Source organism: Bacillus sp. 1780r2a1 (assembly GCA_024134725.1).
In the GTDB taxonomy this organism is placed as follows: domain Bacteria; phylum Bacillota; class Bacilli; order Bacillales; family Bacillaceae_H; genus Priestia; species Priestia aryabhattai_A.
The window spans coordinates 1733024-1747104 of the sequence record CP099863.1 but is presented as its reverse complement, the minus strand read 5'-3'; the positions used below and the strand labels follow the sequence as shown (position 1 = coordinate 1747104).

14 protein-coding genes are annotated in these 14081 nt (G+C 37.8%); 3 read left to right on the top strand and 11 right to left on the bottom strand.

Annotated features, from left to right (window positions below):
• Positions 1 to 72: 72 nt before the first annotated feature.
• Positions 73 to 969 carry a manganese catalase family protein gene (locus tag NIZ91_08755; protein ID USY56725.1) on the bottom strand — a complete coding sequence of 299 codons (897 nt, stop codon included), beginning with the start codon at positions 967 to 969 and terminating at the stop codon, positions 73 to 75.
• 154 nt (positions 970 to 1123) lie between these two features.
• A complete protein-coding gene (locus NIZ91_08750) occupies positions 1124 to 1360 on the bottom strand; it encodes a YuzF family protein (GenBank protein ID USY56724.1) in 237 nt (78 codons plus the stop codon).
• Positions 1361 to 1508: 148 nt separating this feature from the next.
• Between NIZ91_08750 and NIZ91_08745 the strand changes: the two genes are divergently transcribed.
• Positions 1509 to 1775, top strand: coding sequence for a diaminopimelate epimerase (locus tag NIZ91_08745; protein ID USY56723.1), 267 nt, complete (start codon positions 1509 to 1511; stop codon positions 1773 to 1775).
• Positions 1776 to 1777: 2 nt separating this feature from the next.
• Here NIZ91_08745 and NIZ91_08740 read toward each other — a convergent pair whose 3' ends face one another.
• The 8 genes from NIZ91_08740 to NIZ91_08705 all read right to left on the bottom strand — a co-directional run bounded on the left by NIZ91_08740 (position 1778) and on the right by NIZ91_08705 (position 11504).
• Positions 1778 to 2389 (bottom strand): DUF3298 and DUF4163 domain-containing protein, encoded by a 612-nt coding sequence (locus tag NIZ91_08740; GenBank protein USY56722.1) that lies wholly within the window; start codon positions 2387 to 2389, stop codon positions 1778 to 1780.
• A gap of 93 nt (positions 2390 to 2482) precedes the next feature.
• The gene (locus NIZ91_08735) at positions 2483 to 3181 is read right to left on the bottom strand and encodes an ABC transporter ATP-binding protein (GenBank protein ID USY56721.1); all 699 of its coding nucleotides are present in this window, start codon (positions 3179 to 3181) and stop codon (positions 2483 to 2485) included.
• A gap of 5 nt (positions 3182 to 3186) precedes the next feature.
• Complete coding sequence (locus NIZ91_08730; GenBank protein ID USY57125.1) at positions 3187 to 4728, bottom strand: iron ABC transporter permease; 1542 nt, start codon at positions 4726 to 4728, stop codon at positions 3187 to 3189.
• A 171-nt stretch (positions 4729 to 4899) separates the two neighbouring features.
• Positions 4900 to 5979 (bottom strand): Fe(3+) ABC transporter substrate-binding protein, encoded by a 1080-nt coding sequence (locus NIZ91_08725; protein USY56720.1) that lies wholly within the window; start codon positions 5977 to 5979, stop codon positions 4900 to 4902.
• A 131-nt stretch (positions 5980 to 6110) separates the two neighbouring features.
• The gene (gene folD / locus NIZ91_08720; protein ID USY56719.1) at positions 6111 to 6965 is read right to left on the bottom strand and encodes a bifunctional methylenetetrahydrofolate dehydrogenase/methenyltetrahydrofolate cyclohydrolase FolD; all 855 of its coding nucleotides are present in this window, start codon (positions 6963 to 6965) and stop codon (positions 6111 to 6113) included.
• A 177-nt stretch (positions 6966 to 7142) separates the two neighbouring features.
• Positions 7143 to 8219 (bottom strand): AI-2E family transporter, encoded by a 1077-nt coding sequence (locus NIZ91_08715; GenBank protein USY57124.1) that lies wholly within the window; start codon positions 8217 to 8219, stop codon positions 7143 to 7145.
• 369 nt (positions 8220 to 8588) lie between these two features.
• A complete protein-coding gene (aldA, locus tag NIZ91_08710; protein USY56718.1) occupies positions 8589 to 10040 on the bottom strand; it encodes an aldehyde dehydrogenase in 1452 nt (483 codons plus the stop codon).
• Positions 10041 to 10145: 105 nt separating this feature from the next.
• Positions 10146 to 11504: an alpha/beta hydrolase gene (locus tag NIZ91_08705; GenBank protein ID USY56717.1), complete on the bottom strand. Its 1359-nt coding sequence runs from the start codon at positions 11502 to 11504 to the stop codon at positions 10146 to 10148.
• Between the two features lie 120 nt (positions 11505 to 11624).
• On the opposite strand from NIZ91_08705, the gene NIZ91_08700 reads away from it, so the two are divergent.
• Positions 11625 to 12002, top strand: a complete 378-nt coding sequence (locus NIZ91_08700; protein ID USY56716.1) for a hypothetical protein — start codon at positions 11625 to 11627, stop codon at positions 12000 to 12002.
• Between the two features lie 48 nt (positions 12003 to 12050).
• Positions 12051 to 12557, top strand: a complete 507-nt coding sequence (locus NIZ91_08695) for a hypothetical protein (GenBank protein USY56715.1) — start codon at positions 12051 to 12053, stop codon at positions 12555 to 12557.
• Positions 12558 to 12593: 36 nt separating this feature from the next.
• Here the strand turns inward: NIZ91_08695 and gltD are convergent, their stop codons facing one another.
• Positions 12594 to 14075 carry a glutamate synthase small subunit gene (gene gltD, locus NIZ91_08690; protein USY56714.1) on the bottom strand — a complete coding sequence of 494 codons (1482 nt, stop codon included), beginning with the start codon at positions 14073 to 14075 and terminating at the stop codon, positions 12594 to 12596.
• Positions 14076 to 14081: the final 6 nt, after the last annotated feature.

Below are 14081 nucleotides of genomic sequence, written 5' to 3'. Positions count from 1 at the left end.
ATTATGAACAATCTTCTTAGGTTAACTATTTATCTACAAAAAAAAGCAGGTGTAATCTACACCTGCTTATCACTATAGTCCTGCGTTACGCTGTAATCGCTTTGCAATCTCTGCGAACTCATCTGGACCTATTCCCGGAGCAAATTCTTCAGTTACTTCTTCTAAGTCTGGAATTTTCCCTCCTTTAGGCGTTCCTTCAATGACTTCTAGCTTCCCACCATCTTCTGGGTGCGTACCTTTCCAAATCTTCGCAATTCCCATATAATCAGCATCACTGAATGTATAGAGACGGCGATGAACACCTTGGTCTTCATATTTTCTAGCAGCATCGAACGATTTATTGCTTAAATTTGGAATTGGCACTAGTTTTGTAACATCCACTCCGGTTGCAATCTCTAACGCTTTGGCGTATGCCACAACGTGAACGCCACCACGAACTAATAAATATCCAATCATTTCACGGGCAACAGGGTTATCCGTCATTTGATATACTCTCATTTTATGGGTTCTTGCCCCGCACTCTAAAAAGAAATTGTGCAATAAGTCCAGAATTAAATTTCCACTATTAAAGACATTTTCTCCTGTCCAAGCCTTTCCCATAGAATCAAACGGATAAGCTGTTTGCGCAGTGGCAATAAAATGCTGGGTATTACGTACATCCTTTGCATTCTGCATTGGCGTAATGTCTGGGTCACCAGGAAACGTAGATCCTTCTAACATAAGATTAATTGTATTAGAGACGAGTTCTACATGCCCAAATTCTTCTGCTGTAATGCTCGCGACTAAATCATAAAATGGACGCAGCTTTTTCTTTGTACGAAAATTAAACGACTGATACATATAGTTATTTAGCGTAGACATTTCTCCAAACTTCCCACCTAATAGCTCTTGTACAGCGGCAGCAGCGTTGGGATCTGGATTTTTCGGCTCTGGTAAATCAATTAATAATTTATCAATCCGCTTAAACATAGCGCATTCCTCCACTCTGTCTCTAAAAAATTCCATCCATTAAGATGTATGAAGTCATAAGGTTGTCTCATTCGCCAAATGAACTTTTATACAAAAAAAGTGCACCTCAACCGTTAAACCATCTAACAATTGAGGTGCACTTTTTCCCTACTTATTATTCAGGCATAATCCAAACAATTTGTTGAATACGTACAAAAAAGCTAGAATCTTTTGATTGAATGACAACGTGATCAATTTTAACATCCTTAACTTTTCCACGTAAATTTCCACGTACGGTTTCAATAACTACTTCTTTACCTTTAACTGATTCAAGAGTCGCAAATACATAAGGATCGACTTGGGTTACCATATAAGGCGCTTCATAATTACGTTCGTCTTGTTCATGAGCCATCCGTTTATCGTCTCCTTTTTTCTATTATCGTTTTAATGTATGCATCATTTTTTTAAACATGAACAGTTATTAACGTACACACTTATCCTTTACATAGCTTGAATCTAGTGAATATAATAAAACAAAAATGAAAAAAGGAAGGCTATTTATGAGCGAAGATTATGCATTTCGATTTCATATTAAAGACTCTTATTCAATAGACAAACCTGCGACAAAAGAAGCCCTTGTTTTCACAAAGATTAAAACAAAAGCAGGGGACACTCTTTTTGAAGGGGACGTACGCGTGCACGTTACTTCCATTGGAATATTTCCTGTACCAAAAGATATTGCAAATGCGGTATCAAATAAATCCCTTCGTCAGCAGTTAGCTGCAGAAGTAAAGCGCTACGTTCGTCCTCACCGAAATTTTTTGTAACCTTATCCAAACATTTGACCAAGAGGTCCTTCGTCTGCGATTATATCTTGAATATCATAAATAGAAATGGGAAAGTAAGGAATCCCATATGCATAGGGTGCTAAATCATAGAGCTGATAAAATAATACAAGCGATTTATCCGCGATATAAAAGTCTTGATCTGGCTTAATTCCCGTATATTCTCCGAGAACCATAATATCGCGCTCTTTAATCTGTACCTCCACGAGCTTAGATAAGCGCTGAACATAATTGCTATTAGGCTTGAATAAATCCTTTAATTTATAGACCTTTCCATTTTTGGTGTTAAAGGTCATAGGTACGACAACGGTTAACCCATGAGCGCCACCTGAAAAAGCATAGTTTATGAGCATTAAGCTCAGCACATCACGCTGATTGTTTTTCAATTCATAGTATCCCGTTTCGGTCGTATCAGGATTTTCTCCGTATCCTTGTTGAACAATTAATTCGTTTGTTCGTTTTAATAGCTTAGCGTTCATTTTATACTGAACTGCTTGATTAGCCATTCCATGAATAACTGGGTAAACAACGTCTAATTTCGGTTTCACGATGCGTTGAGAGTATACAAGAAGCGGCAGCGTAATCAATTTTCCCATCTCCCTTTACACTTGGTTTCAACTTAATGTATTCTCTTCATCTGCATTATACGACAATAAGAAAACAGCCACCTTACAACAAGTGGCTGTTTTTTATCCCAAAGATACGGCTCTCGTTAAGAGCTCTTCTGGCTTTCCAACTCTAATAATTTTACCTTTTTCCATTACAATAACCCGATCTGCTAATTTCTTAGCATCCGTTTGATCATGAGTCACAAAAATTGATGTTATGCCTGTTGTCTTTAATATTACTCTAAGCTCATCTCGTATACGGTGCTGTAAGTCCGTATCTAAGTTACTAAAAGGTTCATCAAACATCAGTAAAGACGGCGATGGTGCTAGCGCCCGAGCTAATGCTACGCGCTGCTGCTGTCCACCGCTTAGTTCATACGGGTAACGCTTTCCATACTCTGTTAATCCAACAAGTTCCAAGACTTCATCAATTCTTGCATACTTTTGCTTCCTCGTCATTTTCTTTAATCCAAACTTGACGTTCTCTTCCACATTCATATGGGGAAATAACGCGTAGTCTTGAAAGACAAGACCCACTCCTCTTTTTTCAGGTTGCATAAACACACGTGAATCACACATCGTTTGACTATTAATGATAATCTGACCTGTCTTTGGAACTTCCAGTCCAGCCAGTAGGCGAAGAACGGTACTTTTTCCACTACCACTTTGTCCGAGTATTGACACAACCTCTCCCTTCATGATCTCGAGGTTAAAATTTTCTATTGTCTCTTTTGAAGCGTTCCGATATTGAAAAGATAAATTATTGACCTGTACATACATAAGCTTTACTCCTTTTCTAGTACTTTATGAAAAAAGAAAATAGATACCCCGCTAATTAAAATAATAAGCATTGATGATACTGCTGCTTCATGAATCATTTCATTTCCTGCATACTCAAATGCTTTCGTCGCTAGCGTACTAAAATTAAAAGGCTGTAAAATTAAAGTTAGAGTTAACTCTTTTAAAATATCGATAAAGACGAGAATAAATCCGCCAAAAATGGCTCCTTTGATAAGCTTCATATCGACTTTAAAAAATGTTTTTGTCATGCTCATTCCTAATGTTCTAGATGCTTCTGTAAACGTTACGCCCACTTTTGAAAAGCCAGCTTCGACTGAGTTGTATCCAATGGATAAAAAGCGAATAACATAAGCAAAGATGAGCATGGCTACACTGACGCTTAGTACTAAAGTGGGTTCTTTACCCATTTGTTCGTACAGAGTGAAAAGCTGTTGGTCAAGAATCAAAAACAGTGCTAATACACCAATTGAAATAACGGCTCCTGGTACAGAATATCCAAGGATAATTACCTTTGAAAAGACTGCTGAAAGCACACCTTGAAAAAGTCTTGTGAAGTTTCCAACCACTAAGGCAATAACAATAATAATGCTTGCTGAAATAAAAGCTACTGATGTTGAATTCCAAATTAACTGCAGAAATTCTTGATTTAAAATTTGTTCATACGTCATAAGCGCCCATTGAGTTAATTGTGCAAACGGAATGAGAAAAGAAACCATAAAAATAAGTAGAAAATATAAAAAAACTCCCCAAGCCTTGACACCTTTTAACCGAACGGGTGTTAAAGGTCTCACTTTTGTCGTTGAATACCCAAACCGCTTGCGTCCTCGAAGGACCTTTTCAATTGTAAGTAAACCAACTACGATGAGCATAAGCATCCCGGAAAGCTTGATGGCTGAACCTAAGTCACTCATGCCAAACCACGCTTGAAAAATAGCGGTACTAAACGTTTGAACACCAAAGTACTTCACTACACCAAAGTCGTTTAGCACTTCTAAACTTACTAAGCTGACGCCACCAATAACGGCGGCACGTGATATAGGCAACACGACGCGAAAGAACAAGCGAAGCGGACTACTTCCTAAAAGTCTAGCATTTTCAATTAAAGATGCGGACTGCTTTTCGAGAAAACTCTTCGTAATAATATAAACATAAGGATATAAAAAAATAGTGAAAATAAAGATGGCTCCTGGTACGTTCATGATAGTAAAGTATTTTTGATTAACGGTGATATCAAATGAATTACGCAGTGTTGCTTGTATCACACCCGTATAATTTAAAATCCCATGATACGTGTACGCACCAATGTAAGGAGGGATGGCTAAGGGTAAGATAAGGCCCCATTTAAAAAATGAACGCATTGGAAAGTCATATGCTGACAAAAGCCACGCTGTACTTACTCCAATAAATGCTGTAAATATAGCCGTCGCACTGACAAGTGTAACGGTTGTTATTAAGTAATTTGCTAGTAAAAATTCTTTAATATGAGTCCAATTTTCGCTAGGTTCTGAGAAAAATTGAACGCTCATAATGAAAATCGGTAACAATACAACAGTAATAAACAAAAAGCTAAAAAATGACCACGTATTAAACTGAATCTTTACCTGCCTGATTAAGTTCAATTACTTCTCCCCACCTTTACTATAAATAGATAGTGCCGTACCTCCAAACGGAAATACGGCATAAAGAGTATCTATTTTTTATTTCCAGCTTACTTCATTAAATAGCTTAACAGCTTCAGCATTCTTTTCACCAAGCTCAGATAAGTTTAGGTCTTGCTCTTTAAACTCTCCCCATGACTTTAAAAGCTCAGATGGCTCTACGTTCGGGTTAACTGGGTACTCATAGTTTGCTTCAGCAAATTTCCCTTGCGCTTCTTCGCTAGACAAGAATTCCATTAACTTAATCGCATTTTCTTTATTTTTAGCATGCTTTGTTAAACCAATACCGCTGACGTTAATGTGTGTACCATCTGTCTCTTGGTTCGGGAAAAACACGCCTACTTGATCTGCTACCTTTACTTCTTCTGGATCTGTAGAGTTTTTCATTACACCGATGTAATACGTATTCATAATAGCAACGTCACCTTCACCAGCAACAACCGCTTTTGCTTGGTCACGATCATTTCCTTGGGGATCACGCGCCATATTTTTCACAATTCCCTTCGCCCACTCTTTTGCTTTGTCTTCACCGTTTAGTGAAATAAACGAAGCAAGAAGCGACTGGTTATAAACGTTTTCAGAAGGCCTTACAAGTACTTTACCTTTCCACTTTGGCTCTGTTAATGCTTCATATGTTGATAAATCTTCTGGCTTCACACGATCTTTTGCATAAACAATTACACGTGCGCGCTTTGTTAAACCAAACCATTCGCTGTCTTTATCACGAAGGTTTGCAGGAATATTGTTATTTAATGTTTCGCTTTCTACATTTTGAAGCAATTCTTTTTCTTTTGCCCAGTGTAATCGACCGGCATCAGACGTTAAGAATAAATCACCTTTTGTTGCTTGTCCCTCTCGAGAAAGACGTTCAATCAGTTCGTTTTCCTCTCCTTTGACAACGTTTACTTTAATACCCGTTTCTTCCGTGAACGCTTTGTATAATGCATCGTCTGTTTCATAGTGACGGCTAGTATATAAGTTTACAACCTCTGGACCTTCCTTTTTATTACTCTTTTTCTCACTTGATGATTGATTGTTTTCTGATACTCCGCAGCCTGCTAAAAACACAAGCGTTAAAACCATTAGCAAACTAAAAAGTTGTGTAAGTTTTTTGTTCATGCCCCATTTTCTCCTCTATGTATATTCTAATGACTACACGTTAATTATTAATGATAATCATTATCAAGTCAATATACTTTTTAAAAATAAATAAAAAAAGGTTCCAACCCAAATGGCTGAAACCTTTATTTTCACACTAAACCGTTAATTGTTTTTGCAGCATCAACTGTATTTTTTAATAGCATCGTAATTGTCATTGGACCAACACCACCAGGTACTGGAGTAATATATCCTGCTACTTCTTTTGCTGGTTCATAATCAATATCACCAACAAGCTTTCCATTTTCCATCGTGTTTCCAACATCAATAACGATAGCACCTGGCTTTAGGTCTTCTGCTTTTACTAAGCGTGGTCGCCCAACGGCAGAGACTAAAATATCAGCTTGTTTAATCATTGCTGATAAATCTTTTGTGCGTGAATGAGCAATCGTTACCGTTGCATTCTCTTGAAGAAGCAGCATAGCAACTGGCTTTCCAACAATGTTGCTGCGACCAATTACAACTGCATGTTTACCTGAAATTTCTTCACCTGAACGCTTGATTAACTCAATGATGCCGTGTGGTGTACATGGAAGGTAGCACTCGTCTCCAATCACCATATTTCCAACGCTTACGGGGTGGAAACCATCTACGTCTTTTTTAGGAGAAATCGCGTTTAACACAGCTTTTTCATCAATATGATTTGGTAATGGCAGCTGTACTAAAATCCCATGTACAGCTTCACTTTCATTAAGCTGTTGAATTTCTTGTAATAGATCTTCTTCTGTAATGTTAACATCACGTTTAATTACTTCTGATGCCACACCAATTTCTTCACATGCTTTTGCTTTAGCTTTTACATAAGAGTGTGAAGCTGGATTATCACCTACTAGAATAACTGTAAGTCCTGGTACAACACCTTGCTCTTTTAACTGTGCGACTTCTTCTTTTAAAGCGGCACGTAATTCTGCTGCTACTTCCTTACCTTTAATAATCGTTGCTGTCATGTAAAACGGCTCCTTCCAAATCTTTATCTACGAATTATATTAAATAATCTAACACAAAAGTTCGTATTTTTTCAACATTTTTATAAAAAACTATTATCTTTTTATCTATAATTCAAAAATAAACGGATAATATCTACAAAAAAACGTGTATGATATACATCACACACGTCGCTTATTCTACTCGTCATTTTCCATTAGTCTACCATAAATGTGGCTAACAACTACTTTTAGAACTGTATACGTCGGAAGTGCCAATAACAACCCTAAGAACCCTACTACGCTACCCGCTATTAATAACAGTAAAATTACGGTTACAGGGTGGACGTCAAGCTTTCTTCCCATTACTTGAGGAGAAATTAAGTTACTTTCAATTTGTTGAATAATTAACACACCTAAAATAACGTAAAGCGCCATATACGGATCTTGAATTAAGCCCATAATAACACCAGGGAGAGTCCCAATGAACGGGCCAATAAACGGGATAAGGTTCGTAAATAATGCAATTAGGGCTAACACAAGTGCATTATCTAACCCAATTAATAAATACCAAATATAAACGCAAACTCCAACGAACATACTGACAATAATTTGCCCTTGGATAAATGCACTTAGTCCTGTGTTTATCTTACTTAAAATTTCGTCAATATCATGACGGTAGCGCTTTGGTGTTAAATGAACAATTCGCTTAGGTAAGTTTTCTCCGTCTTTTAACATATAAAATAATACAAATGGAACGGTAATAATAACAATAATTGTACTAGTTAAAAAGTCAAAGATTTTTAACGTACTTGTACCAATTGTTGTTGCCATATCTCCCACGTTACCAAGTATATCGGTTAAACGTTGCTCTAAATCAAACTTTGTTGCTTCTTCCGCAAAGCGAGCGGTAAACGGTGAATGTTGAAGATCTTTAATTAAATTCATTACGTCTTTCGCAAGCGTTGGAAGGTAATTTGCTAAGGACAACAGCTGTTCCTGAATAATAGGATATAAAAACACAATTCCACCGGTTAAAAGACCAATGAATGAAAGAAAAACAAATAGAATAGCTAATGTTTTTGGGATTTTTGCTCTCATAATTAACCGAACTATAGGGCTTAGTAAGTAATATAAAACCCCTGCAATTAAAATTGGAGCTAAGATAGTTGTAATCATAACCCCAATTGGCTGTAAGATATACTGTACTTTTGACAGCATAAATAAAATTAATAATAACAATAAAATTCCTAATCCACTTTTAAAGAAACGCGGCATTTTCACACGATCTACTCCCTAATTTATCTTGATTTATTTGTTAGCTTTAAAAGCTTAAAAACTCACTCCTCCTTAAGGGTGTATAAATATATGTATTTCGTATATATGTAAATACGAACTATATTTCATGTAGTTTCATATTTTTTAAAATGTTTCACATTGTATTTTATCATACCAAATTAACAGGAAAATTCAAGAAATTCGGTCTCATCGTATACAAAAAAGAGCTAAGGCATAACGAAATGGTCCTTTTAACTTGTTTTTGAAATAAAAAAAGATATCCGAGCTATCAAAAGTGGTTAACTTCTAATAGTTCGGATATCTCGTTAGCTAAAATACTTACGCCCCAGCCACAAACTTGGATAGAGGTTATGAAAAATCTTTATTATATTCCATATAAACGACTTGCGTAACAAGAAAATCTTCTACACCGTGCTTACCATCAGCTCCCCCTAATCCTGATTGTCTCATACCAGCATGATACCCTTGCATGGCTTCAAAGTTTTCTCTGTTTACAAATGTCTCACCGAATTTCAACTCGTTTGCTGCTTTCATTGCCTCATGAATATTATCCGTGTAAATTGATGAGGAAAGACCATACTTTGAATCATTCCCTAGCTCTATGGCTTTATCTAGATCTTTATAAGTCATAATTGGCAAAACTGGGCCAAAGACTTCTTCCTGCATGATTTCCATGTCCTGCGTCACGTTGAGTAAAACGGTAGGTTCATAGAAATAACCTTTTTCTTTTTCTAAACGTTTGCCACCTGTTTGAATTTCGGCACCTTGCTTTACTGCATTTTCTACCATCTTTTCTACTGTTTCAAGGCGCTCTTTACTTACAAGCGGTCCCATTTCCACGTCTTCATCTGTTAAAGGGTTTCCAATTTTCACATTGGACATTTCCTGCGTTATCTTTTTAATAAATTCTTCAGCAACGTCTTCATGAACATATACGCGCTCAGCATTTGTACAAGCTTGGCCTGCGTTCGTAAGACGAGATGTTTTAATACTTTTAACCGCAACGTCTAGATTTGCATTCTTTGTTACGATGGCTGGTGCTTTGCCGCCGAGCTCTAAGTTAACTTTGGTAATGTTTTTCGCTGCTGCTTCCATCACTTTTGTACCCGCTGGAACGCTGCCCGTCATTGTAACAATCCCTACTTTCGGATTGCTTGCCATCGCTGTCCCAATTGTAGACCCTGTTCCTGTAATAAAATTATATACTCCGGCGGGAAGTTCTTTCATGTCTGCAATAATCTTTGTAAATTCAGCAGCTGTGTTTGGTGTTTGTTGACTTGGTTTTAAAACAATGCTACATCCGGTAATCAGAGCTGTTGCTACTTTTCGCGCTAGAATAAACATCGGAAAATTCCAAGGTACTATCCCTGCCACAACGCCAATTGGACGTTTGTACAAAAAGATGTTTTCATTTGGTTGATCACTTGGAATAATTTCTCCTTCAATACGCCGAGCCCATTCTGACATGTAATAAAAATATTCAATGGCAGTGTCAATTTCTCCTTCAGCTTGATCTTTGCTTTTTCCCTGCTCTTCCATAAGTAGTTGTACGAAACGTTCACGCTTTTCTTTTATTTGATTCCCAAGCTTCCGAACCACTTTCCCTCTCTCCACCGAAGGGACTTTTTCCCATTTCTTTTGCGCTTCGTATGCTGCATCGATTGCCTTATTTGCATCTTCTTCTGTACCTTTATAAATTTTTGAAATAACTTCTTCCGTTGAAGGGTTTATCACTTCAATTAATTCTCTCGATTTTGAGTCCGTATACTGTCCGTTAATATACAATTTATGCGTCATCATTTCAGGTCCACTCCTCGTTATCTATTAAATAGTTAATATGCTCTTATTCTGTATCTTCCACTCTCTCTGAATTTTAAACATTAAAAAACAGGGAAGGCATTAAGCCTATCCCTGCGTTGTTAATGGATTCATATGTTGCTTTGTTTTTAAGTTCGTTATTTTATAAGGCTCAGTAGGCGCATGAACAAAATGACTTTCAGGTGGGTCTACCGTATCTTCTACCCATTTAATAAGCAGCTCAAATGCTTGATATACGTATGGAAGCATAGGCTGAAGCTTGCGGTTAGGGTCTACATTCTCATTCCATACAAGTCCATCAATATGATTTCCATTTTCAATCACGTAATGGCGATGCAATTTAGCTTTACCTGCTTTTTTTACTAGCTGTTCATAAGGATACGCATGTACACTAGGGAAAATAAGGGCATCATATGCTGCCGTTACGCTAATTAAAGGCGCTGTAAGTTCTCCTGTGTTTTCAATTTCCTTCACTTTGTCTTTAACTTTCTGTGGACGCTTTGCGTAACTATACTTTTCAAAGATATAATCATGGGACCGGTCACGAATACCTTGCTCATTTAAAGCTAAGTATTCAGGCCACTGTAGTCTTTTAGGGGCTTGAGAATCAAAATGATCTCGATAAATATTAAGTGTTAAAAACCAATAATATTGATCGTGATAAGGCCATAAAAATTCTGTTCCTTTAGGTAATCCCGCTTCGTATAAAGAATGGACTGCTTCAGAGTTCCCATCATATAAAGCAGCCTTTGCAGACTGAATAACCTTTGTAAGAGATGTAATTAAATTAGGGTCTTCTGCTCTCCAAAGTACACCTTCCCACTCTACAGCTCCGTTAAAGAGCTTTGGCTCACCGTTTTTCCCGTCATTTTCTATCGCATATCGAATAACGTAGCCACCATTTGAAATGCCCATACCATATGTAGGAATCTCAGATGCTACTTGAACTGTCTTATAGTGCGTAAGCAAGTATTCTTGAGCGTAGCATACCGTTGCACGAAATTGCCTATTCCATTTAGCAAGTGAAGCCCCTTCTATTGATAAAGCATTTTTGGCTTTCGCGAATGGATCACCTTCTTTATCCTTTCCCGGTGTTCCTTTATCAGAAGCTACAAATGCATACCCTTTAGCTAGCACATAGTCACTAAACAATAAGTCGGTTGACGTCTCACCCCGCGTAGCTGGAATACCGGCAGCAACTAGCTTTCCATTCCAATTATCAGGAATTCTAAGAACGATATTTCCATCTTCTACTCTATCTCTAACTTGAACTCCCGTAATCTCTTGAGGTTGATACATATGATACCATCCTGTTTTTTCTTGTTCATTCCCCCAGGAAACCGGTGCTAAGCCGATGTTGCCATCAACCATAGCTGCAGCAAGCTGAGCTGGATTTTTCGTTGTCAACCAGTTTTCATTTTTACCATTAAATATTTGGACATTCACACTATCAATCTCCCGTCATATTTATATGTTATGGATGATTATCTAGGTGAAAACACTATAGTTAAATTTTACCTCTTTCTGTATAAAAAGTATAGGTAAAGATTATAGGGTGGGATAAAGATGATAAACGCTTGGGAGTTAAGACTTACTTTTATAAGTCCTGCTGTTGCGTCGTATGAGACATGGATAGTAACTGATTTTGACCTTATTAAGGAACAAAACAGTATATCCTACAAAAATCAATGTACTTCTATACTTGGCTCATTCTCTGTTCCTTCCAGTGGGATCAAACCGCTACAAGCATCAATTGAAGTTGACTTGTTAAAAGCTTTTGATTGCTATTATAGTAGCTTACCTGCCAAAGAAACTTTTCTTGATACACCTATTTATATTAACGTTTTCACAAAAAATTCAGCTTACAGTACCTGGGAATACTTTAAAACACCTCGATATTACTTAGAAAAACTTCACCAGTACACAAACCATCCCGTTTACTAATTGATAAACGATTATTTACTTTACACTAATTGAAAGCGAGTGAAATGAATGTATTATTATCACTGGAGCTACCCAGACTATACTCCAAACTATCACACAATGCCTCAATACACCTATGCTGTACCAACAATTAATACGTCTTACGAGGAACCATACCGATATGATGAGAATCAGTATGCATACTTAACTCACCAAGTTGAGTTTATGCGCGCTACTAAAGACGTCGACCGCGTGATGAAAATTTTAAAAAGGCAATATCGAAGCATTTATCGTGAAGCACAACGCGGAGGCATGGACGATAAACTAACCGAATACTTGTTTCGTTCAATTGTAAGGTTTGTAGATGATAACTATAATAGCTTTACAGGAACCATTAACCAAAAAGTTGAGAAAGCATACCGACAGCTTCAGCGAAGAGAACCGTGGATTTTTGAGCTCATGGCGTTATATAGCGTGTCCCCTGCTTCACAAGCTCGTATTACCACAACCGTTTTAACCGTTGCCTTTGAGCATCTCCGCAAGAATCCTGGGCCTGGTGGGCCTAACCCACGCTAAAAAAAGAGGACTACAGTGTAGTCCTCTTTTTGAATGTTATGGCAGTACAGTAGCTCCCATTAAGTAGTGATCTACTTGTTTTGCTACTTCGCGACCTTCATGAATAGCCCATACAATAAGGCTCTGACCACGACGTGCGTCTCCGGCAGCAAATACACCTTCAACATTTGTTGTATATTTTCCGTACGCTGCAGCCACTTTGTTGTTTTTCGTTTCAACACCCAACTGCTCAAGAACAGGTTGTTCAGGCCCTTCAAAACCGATTGCGATAAAGACCAGTTGAGCTGGCCAAACTTTTTCTGTTCCTGGAATTTCATTAAATGTATAACGACCGCTTTCATCAACAAGCTTCTCCATCTGAATTGTATGAAGCTCTTTTAAATGACCATTTTCATCAGCGACAATTTTTTTTGTTTGAATTGAATACTCTCTCGGATCATCTCCGAACTTTGCCTGAGCCTCTTCATATGCATATTCAAGATTAAACACTTGAGGGTACTCTGGCCACATGTTATCAGATGTACGTTCTGTTGGAAGCTGAGGGTGTTTACCAAATTGAACGACGCTACGACATTCTTGACGTAGTGCTGTTGCTACGCAGTCTGCTCCTGTGTCCCCTCCCCCAATGACAATTACATCTTTGCCTTTAGCATCGATATACTGACCGTCTTTAAAATTAGAATCTAGCATACTTTTTGTTGTCGTTGTCAAATAGTCCATTGCAAAATGAATACCTTTTGCTTCTCTACCCTCAATGACTAAATTACGCTGCTTTTGAGCACCCGTACAAAGGATAACCGCATCGTACTGCTCTTGAAGTTCTTCGCGCGTTACGTCTTTGCCCACTTCTGTATTTGTAACAAAATCAATACCTTCTTGCGTTAATAAGCGAATTCTTCTTGCCACTACCTCTTTATCAAGCTTCATATTAGGAATGCCGTATGTTAGCAAGCCACCAGGACGATCTGCACGCTCATATACAGTTACAGAGTGTCCTGCTTGGTTCAGCTGATCTGCACTTGCTAAACCAGCTGGCCCTGAACCGATAATGGCTACCTTTTTCCCCGTACGCTTCTCTGGAATACGCGGTGTAATCCAACCGTTTTCAAACCCTTTATCAATAATTGCTCGTTCAATATTTTTGATTGAAACTGCAGGGTCTGAAATAGCTAATGTACAGGATCCCTCACAAGGCGCTGGACAGACGCGCCCTGTGAATTCAGGGAAGTTATTTGTTTTTACTAAACGATCAAGTGCTTCTTTCCACTGACCTCTATATACTAAATCGTTCCATTCTGGAATCAAATTATAAATTGGACAGCCCGATGTAAAAGCATTAATATCCATCCCCATATGACAAAATGGAGTTGCACAATCCATACATCGTGCTCCTTGTCGACTCAGTGCCTCATCAGATAAAGGAGCAGCATATTCGTTCCAGTCACTTAAACGTTTTAAAGGATCTCTTTCTTTGCCTTTTTCACGTTTAATTTCCATAAATCCTGTTGGTTTTCCCATTTTACT

Coding starts and splice junctions, on each gene's coding strand:
- NIZ91_08755 (USY56725.1), bottom strand. CDS start 969: ATGTTTAAGCGGATTGATAAATTATTAATTGATTTACCAGAGCCGAAA.
- NIZ91_08750 (USY56724.1), bottom strand. CDS start 1,360: ATGGCTCATGAACAAGACGAACGTAATTATGAAGCGCCTTATATGGTA.
- NIZ91_08735 (USY56721.1), bottom strand. CDS start 3,181: ATGTATGTACAGGTCAATAATTTATCTTTTCAATATCGGAACGCTTCA.
- NIZ91_08715 (USY57124.1), bottom strand. CDS start 8,219: ATGCCGCGTTTCTTTAAAAGTGGATTAGGAATTTTATTGTTATTATTA.
- gltD (USY56714.1), bottom strand. CDS start 14,075: ATGGGAAAACCAACAGGATTTATGGAAATTAAACGTGAAAAAGGCAAA.
- NIZ91_08740 (USY56722.1), bottom strand. CDS start 2,389: ATGGGAAAATTGATTACGCTGCCGCTTCTTGTATACTCTCAACGCATC.
- NIZ91_08725 (USY56720.1), bottom strand. CDS start 5,979: ATGAACAAAAAACTTACACAACTTTTTAGTTTGCTAATGGTTTTAACG.
- NIZ91_08700 (USY56716.1), top strand. CDS start 11,625: ATGATAAACGCTTGGGAGTTAAGACTTACTTTTATAAGTCCTGCTGTT.
- NIZ91_08745 (USY56723.1), top strand. CDS start 1,509: ATGAGCGAAGATTATGCATTTCGATTTCATATTAAAGACTCTTATTCA.
- aldA (USY56718.1), bottom strand. CDS start 10,040: ATGATGACGCATAAATTGTATATTAACGGACAGTATACGGACTCAAAA.
- NIZ91_08695 (USY56715.1), top strand. CDS start 12,051: ATGTATTATTATCACTGGAGCTACCCAGACTATACTCCAAACTATCAC.
- folD (USY56719.1), bottom strand. CDS start 6,965: ATGACAGCAACGATTATTAAAGGTAAGGAAGTAGCAGCAGAATTACGT.
- NIZ91_08730 (USY57125.1), bottom strand. CDS start 4,728: ATGAGCGTTCAATTTTTCTCAGAACCTAGCGAAAATTGGACTCATATT.